This is a genomic window from Desulfovibrio sp. TomC (genome assembly GCF_000801335.2).
In the GTDB taxonomy this organism is placed as follows: domain Bacteria; phylum Desulfobacterota; class Desulfovibrionia; order Desulfovibrionales; family Desulfovibrionaceae; genus Solidesulfovibrio.
This window is the reverse complement of sequence record NZ_JSEH01000024.1, coordinates 39,142-53,129: the sequence shown is the minus strand read 5'-3', so window position 1 is coordinate 53,129 and position 13,988 is coordinate 39,142. Positions and strand designations below refer to the sequence as shown.

Genomic DNA, 13,988 nt, shown 5'->3' with positions numbered 1-13,988 from the left:
CTTTGCCCGGGCACTGCATATCCGGCAACCGATCGCAAGCCTCTGCCGCATGGCCGACGCCGGGCTCATCCAGCCGCAGCCACCGACACCTTGCACTTTTTCAGATACATGCAGGGATTATAAGAGAGCTTGGCCTTGCGCAACCCTTCGTCGCCCAAATCCTGCTCGCGGTTGACCAGGGCATAGGGCTGGCCGGAGTCGGCCAGAAACATCTGGTTAATCGCCTGATAGACGCCCTTGAAACCGGGCCGGCCCTTTTCGAAGTGGATGACCAGCATTTCCGGGGTGAGCGCCTCGGCCACGGTGTAGGCGATCATCTCGCCGTCCACCCGGATGGCCCCGCCAACCAGGCCCGGCATCCGGTCCCAACTCTGGAGCACCCGCACGATGGCCTGATTCTCGGCCAAAAGCGCCCCGGAGTCTAAAGGATCGCGCCAGGCAAACCACTGGCGCTGCAACTCCAGGGTCTCTTCCACGCAGTCCGGGGTCAACGCCTTGTATTCATAGTCATAGGTCCGCTGAAACTGGCTGAGCAGATTCTTTTTCTTGTGGAACTTGTTGCCGCGCAGTTCCACCAGTTCCGGCACGCTGTAGACGTAGTCGTCATGGTCCCGGGCTTCTTCGGTGGAAACCCGGTCCGGCATGGCCTCGGAGAGGATCTCGCACAGCCGTTCCGGCACCCGGATGAAATCCAGGCCCTGGGCCAGACACGGACAGGCGCTCCAGTCCACGTCGGACCACGGCCCAACCGGCGCCCAGAAGACCTCATAGGGTTTGGTTTGCAAAATCCAGACATGACTTTCACCAAACCGCCACGTCAGGCCGTATTCCTCAGCCCACCCCCACAGGTTGCCAAAACTGTAGTCCGACACCTTCTGCGGGCACTTGGCCAGCCGTTCCAGATATTCGTCGCGCCGGGCGAGCGAAATCGCTTCAAATCCGTCTCGCATCTCACTTCCTCGTCTTGCCGCCACCCATGCCGAAACGCGCCCAATCAGCGAAACGGTATACCCCAAGGCACACCATCGCCTGCGCGGCCTGGGAAACGAACATGGAAATCCACACGCCTTCGGCCCGTCCAAAGAGCCTATGCCCCAGATACAGGGCCAACGGCAACCGCACGAGCCAGATGGAACCGCCGGTGACGAACATGGTGTACAGCGTCGCCCCGGCCCCGGTCATGGCCCCGATGAGTATAAGGCCGGCCACGGTAAAGGGAATGGCCGCCACGTTATATCGCAAATACGAAACCGCCTCGGCCGCCACGGCCGGGTCCGGCGACAGAAAGGCCGCGGCCTCGGGCAAAAACGGCCACAGGGCCAGTCCCAGCAGCGAGACCGCCGCCACTCCGGCCACGGCGATGCGATAGCCCACGCGCCGGGCATCGTCCGGCCGGCCGGCCCCGATCAGGTTGCCGACCAGAATCGAGGCCGTGAAATTAAAGGCCATGGGCGGCAAAAACAGGATCGATTCCAGACGCATGCCGGCCGACATGCCGGCCAGGGCAGCCACGCTTCCGGTCGGCAGGGAGCCGGTGATGGCAAAGAGCACCAGATAGCCCGTGTGCCACACCACCTGCATCAGGCCCGACGGCCAGGCTACCTTGAGCAGATAGGAACTGGCGCAACGCACCCAGCGCCAGGGCGGGAACTCCCGGCGCGAAAGCATCCCCAGCCGCAACAAGGCCAGGAAATTAAAAATCATTCCAGCCGTGACCGAGACAAAGGTGCTCCAGGCCACCCCGGCATAGCCGTAGTCCGGCCACCCGAACATCCCCAGGCCGAATCCGAAGTCACCGGCACCATTGAGGATGGCCGCCAGACCCCAGGCGAAAAGCGGCACCATGACCATCCGGCGCGCCCGAAACAGGGCATTGGCAATGATGAAAAACGACTGGATGGGCAGTAAAAGCAGCAGCACGGTCAAAAAATACCGGGCGGTCGGCCGGATCGGCTCCGGCACCTGGAGCAGGCGCAAAAACAAGTCGCGGGTGAGCATCCCGCCAACCAAAATAGCCAGCGAGGCAGCCACGCCGGCCAAGAGACACAGCCAGACATAGCGATTGGCCCGGGCAAAACGGCCCGCGCCCTCGGACTGGCTTACCGCCGCCACGGCCCCGTTGGCCACGGCGGCGGCCAATACCTGGAAAAAAAACATGGCCTGGGCCAGGACGCCGATGGCCGCCTGGGTCTCCCGATCAATGCGTCCGCCGACATAAACGTCCACGAAACCGATAAGAAACGTCAAAAACATCATGAGGATCTGCGGCCAGGCCAGGGACCAGATTTCGCGGAAACCCACCCCGGCGGCCAACAGTCCGTCCTTTTTTTCCATCAACCCTCCACGTCCGTGAGCACGGCGTCTGGCGATACGGGACGCCGGAACCAGGGTCAACTCCCCCCTTGGCATTTTCGGCCCGCAAAGGATAAGACATCGGCAGCAGGACGCCAGGGGCTTTCTGCAATGGAGGGGCAATGCGCGACATCAGGGCCGTACAACGGCTGCATTTATGGCTTGAAACCGGCGACGGCATGATGCTTGGCCTGGGCAGAATTCAGCTTCTGGAGCTGGTCGAGGAACTTGGGTCGCTTAACAAGGCCGCAGCAGCCATGGGCATGTCCTACCGCGCCGCCTGGGGGCGCATGAAGCAGACCGAAACCGTGATCGGACAGCCGTTGGTCGAGCGCTCCGGGCCGAAAAAAGGTTTTCGCCTGACCCCGCTCGGGCACGACATCGTCACGATGTTTCGCACCTGGCACCGGGACGTGGAACTCTATGCCGTGGGCCGGGCCAAAGAACTGTTCCCCTGGGGCACCGAACCGTTTGCCGAGGATGCGCCCAAGACTTCCTCAACGGGCTAGGCAGCTCCCGTGCTTTTCAGCCTTCGCATTGCGCTCAAATCCCTGGCCACCCACAAGATGCGCACCGTGCTGGCCATGCTGGGCGTCTTTCTGGGGGCATTCGCCCTGACCGGCGTGCTGCATATTTCCCTGGCCATGGAACAAAAGGCCGTCGAAGAAACGGAAAAACTCGGCCCCAACCTGCTCATGGCCATGACCGGCAACATCCGCTTTCGCCGGGGCGACATCCGCCCGGATGCCGGCAATACCAACTTGAAGCTCCCCGATGCCATCGCCCTGCTGCGCGGCCTGCCGTCAGCCGTGGACGGCGTGCCCTTTCTGAGCTTTCCCATGCCCATCCGGTCGGCCAACAAAAAAATCATGTGCCAGGTGGTGGCCACCTGGCCGGCCTATCCGGCCATCCGGGGCAACATCCCTCAATACGGCCGTTTTTTCGACCAGTCTGAAGAGGATGCCAAGGATCTGGTCTGCGCCTTGGGGCCGGCCATCGCCACCCGGCTGTTCGGGTCGGCCGAGGCTGCCGTTGGCCAGTCGGTGTTTATTTTCCGGGCCAGACTCCAGGTGGTCGGCGTCATGGAGGAAAAAGGCTCGGACATCTCCGGGGCCAACCAGGACGAACAGGTCTTCGTGCCGCTTTCCACCTACATGCGGCGCATGTCCAACAAGAACTACATCCATGGCGTGTATCTGCGGCTGGCCGACGGCGCGGATTTCGACGCCGCCCGGGAGGCTGCGGCCAGCATCCTGCGGCGGCGCCACGAGATCAAGACCGACAAGGGACAGGCTGACGACTTCAAGGTGCTGACCGGCAAAGACACCATGAACCTCAAGCAGCAGGCCCTCGATCTGGTGCAGACGCTCGGGTTTATCAGCTCCTCGCTGTCTTTTGGCATCGGCGGCCTTGGCATCCTGTCGATCATGATCCTGCTGGTGCGGTCCAGACGGCTGGAAATCGGCATCCGGCGGGCGGTCGGGGCCAGACGCGGGGACATCATCCGCCAGTTTCTCATCGAATCCGGCCTGATGGCCACGGTCGGCGGAGCCGCCGGCACGGCCGCAGCCCTGGCCGTGCTGCTGGTGGTCTATAAGCTGGGTGAGTTCCCGAGCGTCTTTAACCCGCTCCTGATCGGCGGCGCGCTGGCCGGCTCGGCCATGCTCGGCATCCTGGCCGGCGCCTACCCGGCCTGGCAGGCGGCCAATGTCGAGGTGTTAAGCGTGCTGCGGGACGAGTGAGGTCTTAGCGCCCGGTCACAAACCCCATTTCGCGCTCGGCAATGGCGGCCCAGTCAAAGGTGGCGGCGCGCTCCCGGGCCTCGGCCACGGCGCGTTCCCGGCGGGCCGGATCGTCCAGCAGGGCCAACACTTCGGCGGCAAAGGTCGCTTCGTCCTCAAGCTCGGTCTTGACCATGCCGGTGGGGAAAATCTCTCTATAAATCGGCAGATCGTAGGCCACCACCGGCAGACCGCTGGCCATGGCCTCCACCGCCACCTGGCCGAAGCTCTCGTAGTGGCTGGGCATCAGAAAACAGTCGGCCGCCTTTAACAGCCGCACCTTGTCCTCGCCCTGGCGAAACCCGAGCAGATCGACGCTGCCGGTCAGGCCGGCCGCCGCTACTTCCTGCTTGAGTTTGCCAAACCACCAGTCGCTGCCGCCGCCGATGACGCCAAGGCGGCTGCCCGGACGCACGTCGCACACCCGCCGCCAGATGCGCACGAGATCATACAATCCCTTTTGCGGATGCAGCCGCCCCAAAAAGATGCCGTCGTAGACCGGCGTGTCCGCAGCAGCCTTCACGCCATCGAAAAAAGCCATGTCCACGCCCATGGTCACCACATGGACGCGCCCTGCCTCGGCCCCCATAGCCACCAGCGAGTCCTTGTCCAGCGAATTGAGCACCAGCATGGCGGCCCCGAACCGCTTGGCCAGCCATACGCTCATCCACTGGGCCAAATAATACAAAACCCCGCGAATCGAAGGCAGCTTCCACTTGCCCCCGAAAACGTTCTCATAGCCCTTGAACGGATTCGGGGCGATCAAAAACACGCACACCACCAGCCGCGCGGCCGGATTCCTCCAGCGGCACAACAAGGCCGGCAGCAGATCGAACAGGAAATCCGACGGCGCATAGACCGCGTCCACACCCTTGGGATAGCGGGCAAAGGGGCAGGTCAGGATGCGCCACAGATACACGGCCAGCACGTTCCACAAGCGGTCCGATTCACTGGTAAACGGCTCCCAATGCACCTGCCACGCGGCGGTCACGCCCTGGGACTCCAGCACGCCAATCTCGCGCCGGGGCAGCAGCATCTTAAGCTCCACGCCCTGCGCCAGCCAGCGCCGGGCAATCTCGGCAAACCGGACCTCGCTGCCGTCCCGATTCTTCGTATTCACCCGACCCATCGCCGGTACGAATATGCGCATATGTGAGTCCTTATTGATGGTGGAGAAGGAGGAAGACCTGGGGGAGGGAACCCCTTTTGGGGAAAAAGGGGTTCCCTCCCCCAGACCCCCACCTTCCCCAAAAGCTTTTAAAGGGGGTTACGGGAAAAGGATCTGTTGCCGGCAAACCTTCGCAGGCCGGGGCAACACACTTTTTTCAAAATACAATCATCCAGTCGAGCCTGCTGCATCCAAACCACGCCGACTGCACATTCGAAATGTTGTTTTCGCTTTCTGACAGGTTCTGCGGCGCAAAAAGCGCTTCGAGCCATGCCCCGCCGCAGGCAACCCTATCCGGTCGCTCCGGCTCCAAGCCCCTTCGGCCCCGCTTCGGGGCCGTGGCGAGTTGGGGTCGGCATGTGGGCCGATGAGCCTGCCGCGCCAGCGGCGGCAGCATCGGCCCACATGCCGACCCCATCTTTCTCCCGCTGCCGCCTCCACCACCCCGCTTCCTACATCACCGCCCGCCCAGGCGGGGGGTCCGGGGGGATCATCCCCCCGGCGGGTGCAGGGCAGCGCCCTGCCGGGGTCTGGGGCAGCGCCCCAGCAGGGTCCGGGACAGCGTCCCGGCGGGGTCCGGGGCAGCGCCCCGCTCTTCCCCGCTTATTCGCCCAACGTCTTCTCGTAGACCGCTTCCAGGCGGGCGGCCACGGCGGGCCAATTGAGTTCTTCGGCAATGAGCCGTCTGGCGTTGTCGCGTTTGCGGTCGCGGCCGGCCTCGTCGGTCAGCGCGTGGACAATGGCCCGGCCGAAGGCGGCGGAGTTGCCGACGGGCGCGGTATAGCCGCAGTCATGGGCTTCCATGATGCGTTTGATTTCGCCCACGGCGTTGGACACGACGGGCACGCCCGAGGCGAGATAGTCGCCAAAGCGGATGGGGAAGCGGGCCTTTTCGATGGGGTCGTCGTCCATGGGGAGCAGCAGCGCATCGGAGGCGGCCAGATAGCGCGGCACGTCGGTGGGGGGTTTCTCGCCGATTTTCACGATATCCGGGGCGAAGCGTTCCTCGTAGGGCTTCATGCGGGCCTTGAAGTCATCGGAAATGTGCATTTTGCCGAGGAACAGGAGCTTGACGCCGGGCACAGCCTCGCGGGCGACGGCGTAGGCGTCGAGGAGCGCGAACAGCGATTCGGTATAGGTGTGTCCCATGGAGAGCAGCATTTTGTCGTCGGGGGCAAGTCCCAGGGCCGCCCGGGCGGCGAGCTTGTCCGGCATATCGAGCCGGACGGTCGGGCAGTTGGGGATGTAGTGGATCTTATCGTCCGGCAGACCGGCGGCGCGAAACTTCTGGATGAGGATTTCGCTGGCGGCCGTGGCCTGATCGGCCAGGCGGGGCAGGTGGTCCTCGGTGAAATTGTAGAGCAGGCGCACGGGACCGGGGTGCTGGTCGATAAAGCCGCCTTTCCACATGTCGTCGTGATCGAGGACGATCTTGACCTTGGGCTTCAGGATGCTGGTCACCAGCGTCGGGAAGCTGATGGGATGCAGCGGAAAGGCGAAGGCATGCAGGATATCCATGGGCGTGCGCAGACACTCATGGGTGTTCAGCAACATACGCAGGGTATGGCCGGTGTGATAGGTCGCCACATTGACGCGGGGAAGAAAGCGGATACGCAGCCCGCCTTCCTTGCGCTCAGTGGTGTGCAGGGTGGCTTCGCGCGAGGCGCACACCAGGGTCACGGTGTGGCCACGGTCAGCCAGATGGCGGCCCAAGTGGTAGCACCGAAAGTAGGTGCCGTAGCGTTCCGGATTGTGATTTAAAAACAGTATATTCATTAGAGATTCGTTTTGACGAAGAGTTTTTCCGGAAGCGCCCGCACGACTGTCATGATGGGTCGCCAGAACCAGGGGGTGTAGAGGATGGACGTCTTGTCGTGGATGGCCTTGTGGATATCGGCCGCCACCCGGTCGGGCGCGGCAGTCAGGCGGGCCGGAGTCGGAGCGGCGGCGGTCATGCGGGTCCTGGTCCAGCCGGGCAGCACGGTCAGGACGTGGACGCCTGTGCCGGCCAGACGGTGGCGCAGACCGGCCAGGGCCACGGTCAGGCCGGCCTTGGCCGCGCCATAGATGTAGTTGCTCTTACGGCCGCGTTCGCCGGCCGGGGACGTGAGGCCGACGATGGTCCCATGGCCGCGCCGGGTGAAGCGGTCGGCAGCGATTTCAAGGAGCGACAGGGCAGCGGTGAAGTTGGTGTCCACGACCATGCGGGCGGCGGCAAAGTCGCTTTGGCAGGCCTTCTGGTCGCCAAGCAGGCCAAAGGCAATGACCAGGACGTCGGGCATGGGGTCCAGGGCATCGAAAAAGCCGGCATGGCTGGCGAAATCCAGGGCGTCAAAGGGGCGCACAGCCACGGGCACGTCGCTGGCCTTGGCTATTTCCCTGGCAGCGACACCCAAACGCTCCTGATCGCGCGAGGCCAGGACGAGGTTGGCCGTGTCCTTGGCCGCGAACTGCCGGGCCAGAGCCTGGGCGATATCCGAACCGGCTCCGAGGATGCACACCGTGGGCGGGGTGCCGTCCGGGGTGAGGCCCTTGGGCCGTTTGGGCGGCAGGAGGGTGTTTTTGAGCAGACGCAGGCCGAACCGGGCGTAATTGGCCAGAATCTTGGGGTTGCCGCCGGCTTGGACCAGCTTGCGGCCGATGTAGGACGGGCGCAGGTGGAAATCGAGCAGCGTTTTTTTGCGAAAGGCCTCGATTTCCTCCATGGACAGCGTGGCCGTGCCGACGGTTGGGGCATTGAAATAGTCTTTGCCCAGCACCGAACCGGGGAGCAGACCTTCTTCCCGGGCGATTTCGTTTAAGCGCGTGCCATAATAGGGAATGGCGATGTGCAGCTCGAGGAAATCGTTGTCGAGCTCGAAGATATGCCGGCGCGTGGCTTCGAGATGTTCGCGGCCTTCCCAGGGGAGTCCGATGAGGAAGAAGCCGAAGGTGAGAAGCCCGGCTTCCTTGGCCCATTTGGTGGCCTGGATGTTGTCGTTGATTGTTGTATTCTTGTGGATGCGGGTCAAGGTCTCGGGGCTGCCGGACTCGTAGCCAAAGGCCACCAGCCAGCAGCCGGCCTTTTTCATGAGGACCAACGTGTCGGCGTCCAGCGGCTTGACCTTGGAGTTGGCCACCCAGCGGATCTTGCCGCCAAGAGGGGAATTGAGGATGGCCTGACACACGGCCTTGGTCCAGACCGGGTCAAAGGTGAAGGTGTCGGACTTGAAGAAAAAGTCGCGGATGCCGTGGTTGTCGTAGCAGTCGGTCAACTCGGCCAGGATGTTTTCCGGAGAGCGCAGGCGCAGCTTCTTGCCGGAAATCTTCGGGGTCATGCAGAAGATGCAGGCCGAGGGACAGCCGCGCGAGGTGGCGATGGTGGCCTGGGGTTCGCCGGTGTCCGGGCGGGCGTAGAGGGCGTTTTTGATGAGGCTGCGGTCGGGAAAGGGCAGGCTGTCGAGATCGGTCTCCCACGAGGCGAAATCGGTCTTGGCCCAGCCCTCGCCGTCCCGGTAGAGGATGCCGCGAATGGCCGGCACAGCAGCCGGATCGTCAAAATGAGCCTGGGTGAGCTTGCCGACGATGAAATCCGACTCCAGGCCGATTAAATAGGTGACGTCGCTGAGATCGAGTTGGGCCAAAAGGGCCGGGGCGGGATCGAAAAAAATCGCGCCCTTGAGCATGACCATAAGGTCGGGCTTTCTGGCCTTTAATTCGCGCACCAGGACGAGATCGTGAAAAATCGTGGAGTTGGTGATGCTGACGAAGATGCCGTCCGGGTTTTCGCGGTCAAAATCGGCCAAGAGATCGGCCGGGGCGCAGCGCTCGGTCTGGTAGTCGCGCAAAAAGACGGCAAAGCCTTCTTTTTTAAGGGTGGCGGCGGCATAGCCCAGGTCATTGGGGGCGCGCATGGACGTGGCCGTGGACTGTTCCACGTTGCCCTGGGAACGGTCCTCGCCGCGCTGGTAAAACCGCCCGGGCGGATAGAACAACATGATTTTCTTCATGGATTCCGGACACGCTCCACATACAGGATAAGGTAGAAACTGACGATCCAAAGCACCAGCGAGGCCTGGATGAAGCCGTCGCGCAGGAGCACCAGGGTCGGTGAACCGCTTTTGCACTCGACAAGCGTAATCTGCAAGTAGCGAAGGACGCCCAGGATCACAAAAATCGCGGTCAGGTACAACTTGTCCGAGCCATGCTTGGCAATGACCTCGGGGGAAAGCGTGTAGAGGATGTAGCTGACGATGACAACCGCAGCCATGAGCATCATGGAGGCGGTGACGAACTCCAGATTGTAGCCGTCAAGGGACCGGCGCGTTTTTTCGCAGCCGGCGGCGGACAGGAGCAGGTCGTCGCGGCGTTTGGCAAAGCCGAGAAAAAGCGCCAGCAAAAAGGTCATGAGCACGATCCAATGGCTCGGCGTAATGCCGGTGACCACGCCGCCGGCAAACACCCGCAGCACGAAGCCAATGGCGATGCAGGCCAGATCAATGAGCGATTTGTGCTTGAGGGCAAAACTGTACAGGACATTGATGGCCAGATAGCCGCCCAGGATCAGGGCAAAGCCGCCGGACCCAAGCAAAGCCGTCAGCCCGGCCGCGCCGGCCAGGAGCACCCCGGCAAAGGCCAGCCCCTGGCCCGGAGTCAGCGCGCCTGACGCCAGGGGCCGGTTGCGCTTGGTCGGGTGCGCCCGGTCTTCCTCGATGTCTTTTAAATCATTGACGACATAGACGGCGCTGGCCGCCAGACAAAAGGCGGCAAAGGCCAGACAGGCGCTAGAGAGCGCCGCCGGGTCGGTCAGCTTCCAGCCGAAAAAGAGCGGCAGGAAGACAAAGGCGTTCTTGATGTATTGGTGCGGCCGGGCAAGCTTTATATAGGCTGCCGGCCGCGACGCTGGCTTGGACATAACACTCCAACCGGCTCTCGTCCGGCAGGCCGGACCATAGCCGGGATCGGCCCGGGCTTCAATCGCTGCGGCCGGCCTTGCCCCGACCGGGCAGCAGATCGGGCAGCCAAAGGACCAGGGCCGTGAGGATCAGGACGATCCAGGCCGCATGCATGACGGGCACCAGCCGGGCCATGATGGCCTCGTCGCGGTACAACAGTTCGGCCGGTCCGGAAGCGCCCGGCGGCAACGCATAGACATTGAGAAATCCCAGGCCCTTGACCGGCTCCAGGACCTTCCCGCCAACCGTCAACTGCCAACCCGGATGAAACGCTTCGGAAAAGACCAGATAGCCGCCGCCGGCTGGCAGGGCCAACTGGTAGCGCCCGGCGTTTTGCCGGGTATAGGCCACGGCCGGGCTGGCCGGGCCGGCTCCAATGGCGGCGGCAGGGGTCGAAAGCTCCACGGCGTCGCAGGCCACGTCTACTGGGCCGTCCAGGGCCAGATGCACCAGCCCGGCCGCGTCGGGCGAAACCGGGCCGGCATCGACGGCATTCATGCCGTCGCGGGCAAGCGTCAGCCGCCGGCCGTCGGCCAGAGCCACCTGCTCCCCGGCCTTGCCGACCAGCCGCACGACGGTCTGGTAGGTTCCCGGCTGGGGCACGGCCAGCTCCAGCCTGGCCGGCAACCGGGCCGCCGCGCCAAAAGACAGCACCGCTCCGCCCGGCACCGGGGTGTGGGCGACCAGGCGCATGGGCTGGTTGGGCGAATTGACCTGGGAGGCAAGCTGGGCCTGGCGCATGGCGAACCGGATGGTGACGCTTTGCGCCGGGCCGGCGATCTCGGAGACGACCTTGCGCTTGTAGACGTCTTCCCAACGGTCGTTGTGGGTTCCCTCGACCCGGTACAGAAGCCTGGACGGACCGCCGTCCACAGACACCGAGGCGGCCACATAAGAGGTCACGACCTTGTCGCCAAACAGGCGCGGGTAGCTTTCAAGGGTCAGCGAGGCCACCGGCTCCGGGAAATTGACGGTGTAGACCGCTTCGCCCGGGGAATCGCCCTCAACGGCCACAACCCCGGCCCCGCGCGGATCGGCCAGATCAATCCGGGCGTTTTCGCTGGTCGCCGTCACAGGCGCGCCTTGGGCCAGAAGCGGCACGAAAAGCTCCGGGGCCATGGGCGAGACCGGCGAAACCGCGGCCTCCTCGGCCTCGGCCGCCAGCCGGACGTCTCCCCCGGCCACGACCGCCACCCGGGCCACGGCTGCGTCGTAGGCATCCTCGGGCACGGCCAGCAGGCCTGAGACGACAACACCCCGGCCGGGAATGGCCACTTCCAGGGCATGAGGCGGTCCCGGCTCAAAGGTGGCCGTGCCGCAGTCGATCCAATCCAGGCCCCGGCCAAGCGGGCCGGCGGCAATCTCGGCCACGGGGGCGTCATCGAGGCGGACCGTGGCCGGGCCGGCATAGCTCTCCGACCCGGCCCGCAGGAACAACCGCCAGGAGCCATGACCGATCAGGGCAAAGCGCACCGTGCCCGGGCCTTCGCTGACCTTGGCCGACTTGTCGAGGGGCGAACCGCCGTGGCGGGGATCGTCAAGGGCGCGCGGAGTGAGCGGGCCAAACGCGCCTTCGGCCACAGCCTCGGCCGCCGGCAGGTAGGCATCGGCCGGGAGAAAAGGCAGGAGCAGCTCCGGGCCGCCCCGCCCGGACAGGGTGACGCCGCCAAACCCCGGGCCCAGGCCGGCCAGTTCGGCTTCGGTTGCATCCGCGCCAAACAGCAGGGCCACATCGGCGGCCTGGGGCCGGGTGCTGTTGGCCAGGGCCAGGAGCAGGGGAAAGCCGCCGGCCGCCAGCCGGGCCTTTTTGGCCAGCCGCAGCCGGGGCAGAAAATCGGTATTGCGCAGCACGGCCTCGGGCGACGCGGCCAGCTCGGGGTCCGGGGTCAGGTCCTGCTGGGCGGCAATGAACGGGCCGATCAGATCGCCCGGATCAAAGAGCGTCTCCGGGCCGCGTTTGGTGGTCGGCATCCAGCCAAAAGGGCTGTAGGACAGATAGGGATTGGTCTGGTTGTAGATGACCCGCTTGACCGCCGCCAGACCGAGCAGCCGGCCAAAGGCGTCGGTAACCGGCCAGGGACGGTGGAGCAGGCCCAGCAGATAGAGGCTGTAGGGCTCGCCGATGTAGGTCGGCCCCATGATGGCGTCCTTGCCAAGCAGGGCGAAATTGCGGGTCAGGCCGTTGTCCGGCGGGTCCGGCACATCGCCGGTGGGGCCGGCGATGGTCGGCCAGACCGTCACCCGGTAGTCTTCCGGATCATTGGTGAAAAACTTCGAGAGCCGGCCCTCGGCCGGGGACAGCGGCTGGGGCATGAGCGCCATGGTCTGGGAGGTGGCGTTTTGCGGCCGGGTCAGCTGCCCGGTCCAGTAGGGATGCAGATACACGGCCAGCGCCCCGGCGGCGAACACGGCCGCCGCAGCCCGGCCCCGGGGGCTTTGCCGGCCGTAGCGCAGCAATTGGGCCAGCCCCAGGCCGGCCAGAAGCGACAGGCCGGCGTAATAGACCGGCAGCCAGCGGGCCGGCCGGGCCATCTGGAAAAAGAGGATCGGGACGCGGTTTAGGAATTTCTCGTAAAAGACCGCCCCGGCCAGGGTCTTGTTGCCGGCCATGCAGATAAACCCGGCCAGCAGACAGAATCCGGCGAAATATTTAAGCCCCCGATTCGGGCCTTTGTAGGCCAGCCCGACCAGGGCCAGTCCGAGCAGGGCCAGGGCGGCGGCCACCCATTCGGGATTGTCCTTGAGCGTGACCGGATAGGCGTACTCCGTGCCCATGCCGTAATTGTCGGTGTGCCCGAGCATGGCCTGGCGCAGCGGCGCGGAATAGCGGCGGTAGATGCCCTGGTAATGGTCGTTGATCTCTTCCTTGGTCTGGTGATGCTTGAAATCCGCCGCATGGATGATGGAACTGGCGGCCGGAACCAGCCAGTGCAGATGGAGAAAAAGGGCCACAAACCCGGCCAGGGCAAAGGCCAACGCCGGCCGGGCCGAACGCCGGGCAATGGTCTCGCCAAGGGCCAGGAAAAAGGTGAACGACCCGTAAAAGACGATGCCAAACGGCGAGGCCGAGCAGGCCAGACCGCCAAGCAGGCCGGCGGTCAGGGTCAGGGCGAAAAACCGGCGCAGCGAGGCAGCGCCTCCCGCCCCGGACAAGAGCGCCAGCACCCAGGGAACCAGGGCCAGGACAAAGCCGCTCTCCTCCACATGCCCGGCCACGGTCATGGAAAACTGGCGCGGATTGAAGGCATAGAGCATGGCCGCCAGCACCGACGGCAAAAGCCCCAGGCCAAGCAGCCGGCACAAGGCCACGATGCCGCCGGCTCCGACGACGGCATAGACCGGTCCCTCCCAGCGCACGATGACCGGGCCGCCGATATGCGATCCCAGGTCGCGGGTGACGAGGTCGAACCAGCGGGTGATGCCGGAAAATGCGCCCGGCGCGCCCATGTCGTACTTCGAGGCCCAGGCGTGCTTGGAGATATCGGCCACCTGCCGCATCTCTTCCGGGAACGGGGTCGGGACCCGGTCCCAGTTCTGATAGACGTGGCCCGGGGTCCACAAGATGCCCCGCCAGGAGAGCAGCGCGAAGACCGCCACGAACAGGAGCGCCCAGTACTGTCGTTTCATAGGGGGAATGTATGAGGAGAAGGAAAGAGGGAAAGGAAGACCAGGGCGCTGCCCTGGACCCGCCGGGGGGGATAATCCCCCCCGGACCCCCTTGTCCGGGTTAATTGACAAAATGTATTACGCATC

The 13,988-nt window shown here is 64.4% G+C and carries 9 protein-coding genes; 2 read left to right on the top strand and 7 right to left on the bottom strand.

Annotated features, from left to right (window positions below; translation table 11 throughout):
* Positions 1–65 precede the first annotated feature (65 nt).
* Together NY78_RS18315 and NY78_RS18310 are read right to left on the bottom strand one after the other, a co-directional pair.
* The gene (locus NY78_RS18315) at positions 66–950 is read right to left on the bottom strand and encodes a DUF2156 domain-containing protein (protein WP_043639260.1); all 885 of its coding nucleotides are present in this window, start codon (positions 948–950) and stop codon (positions 66–68) included.
* A 1-nt stretch (position 951) separates the two neighbouring features.
* Complete coding sequence (locus NY78_RS18310) at positions 952–2,334, bottom strand: MATE family efflux transporter (protein WP_043639257.1); 1,383 nt, start codon at positions 2,332–2,334, stop codon at positions 952–954.
* 140 nt (positions 2,335–2,474) lie between these two features.
* Here NY78_RS18310 and NY78_RS18305 point away from each other — a divergent pair, with 140 nt between their 5' ends.
* Together NY78_RS18305 and NY78_RS18300 are read left to right on the top strand one after the other, a co-directional pair.
* Entirely contained in the window at positions 2,475–2,861 is a 387-nt protein-coding gene (locus NY78_RS18305) for a winged helix-turn-helix domain-containing protein (protein WP_043639254.1), read from the top strand.
* A gap of 9 nt (positions 2,862–2,870) precedes the next feature.
* Entirely contained in the window at positions 2,871–4,094 is a 1,224-nt protein-coding gene (locus tag NY78_RS18300; protein ID WP_043639252.1) for an ABC transporter permease, read from the top strand.
* A gap of 4 nt (positions 4,095–4,098) precedes the next feature.
* Here the strand turns inward: NY78_RS18300 and NY78_RS18295 are convergent, their stop codons facing one another.
* The 5 genes from NY78_RS18295 to NY78_RS18275 all read right to left on the bottom strand — a co-directional run bounded on the left by NY78_RS18295 (position 4,099) and on the right by NY78_RS18275 (position 13,862).
* Positions 4,099–5,283, bottom strand: coding sequence for a glycosyltransferase family 4 protein (locus tag NY78_RS18295; protein ID WP_043639249.1), 1,185 nt, complete (start codon positions 5,281–5,283; stop codon positions 4,099–4,101).
* 621 nt (positions 5,284–5,904) lie between these two features.
* The gene (locus NY78_RS18290) at positions 5,905–7,077 is read right to left on the bottom strand and encodes a glycosyltransferase family 4 protein (protein WP_043639246.1); all 1,173 of its coding nucleotides are present in this window, start codon (positions 7,075–7,077) and stop codon (positions 5,905–5,907) included.
* Positions 7,077–9,290 carry an SDR family oxidoreductase gene (locus NY78_RS18285; RefSeq protein WP_043639243.1) on the bottom strand — a complete coding sequence of 738 codons (2,214 nt, stop codon included), beginning with the start codon at positions 9,288–9,290 and terminating at the stop codon, positions 7,077–7,079. Before NY78_RS18285 ends, NY78_RS18290 begins: the two co-directional genes overlap by 1 nt.
* The gene (locus NY78_RS18280; RefSeq protein ID WP_043639241.1) at positions 9,287–10,195 is read right to left on the bottom strand and encodes a decaprenyl-phosphate phosphoribosyltransferase; all 909 of its coding nucleotides are present in this window, start codon (positions 10,193–10,195) and stop codon (positions 9,287–9,289) included. The genes NY78_RS18285 and NY78_RS18280 overlap by 4 nt, the downstream gene beginning before the upstream one ends.
* A gap of 58 nt (positions 10,196–10,253) precedes the next feature.
* Positions 10,254–13,862 carry a hypothetical protein gene (locus NY78_RS18275; RefSeq protein ID WP_156180986.1) on the bottom strand — a complete coding sequence of 1,203 codons (3,609 nt, stop codon included), beginning with the start codon at positions 13,860–13,862 and terminating at the stop codon, positions 10,254–10,256.
* Positions 13,863–13,988 lie beyond the last annotated feature (126 nt).

Bases quoted from the DNA above. Each gene is read 5' to 3' on its own strand.
- NY78_RS18315 (WP_043639260.1), bottom strand. From the start codon at position 950: ATGCGAGACGGATTTGAAGCGATTTCGCTCGCCCGGCGCGACGAATAT.
- NY78_RS18310 (WP_043639257.1), bottom strand. From the start codon at position 2,334: ATGGAAAAAAAGGACGGACTGTTGGCCGCCGGGGTGGGTTTCCGCGAA.
- NY78_RS18305 (WP_043639254.1), top strand. From the start codon at position 2,475: ATGCGCGACATCAGGGCCGTACAACGGCTGCATTTATGGCTTGAAACC.
- NY78_RS18295 (WP_043639249.1), bottom strand. From the start codon at position 5,283: ATGCGCATATTCGTACCGGCGATGGGTCGGGTGAATACGAAGAATCGG.
- NY78_RS18290 (WP_043639246.1), bottom strand. From the start codon at position 7,077: ATGAATATACTGTTTTTAAATCACAATCCGGAACGCTACGGCACCTAC.
- NY78_RS18285 (WP_043639243.1), bottom strand. From the start codon at position 9,290: ATGAAGAAAATCATGTTGTTCTATCCGCCCGGGCGGTTTTACCAGCGC.
- NY78_RS18280 (WP_043639241.1), bottom strand. From the start codon at position 10,195: ATGTCCAAGCCAGCGTCGCGGCCGGCAGCCTATATAAAGCTTGCCCGG.
- NY78_RS18275 (WP_156180986.1), bottom strand. From the start codon at position 13,862: ATGAAACGACAGTACTGGGCGCTCCTGTTCGTGGCGGTCTTCGCGCTG.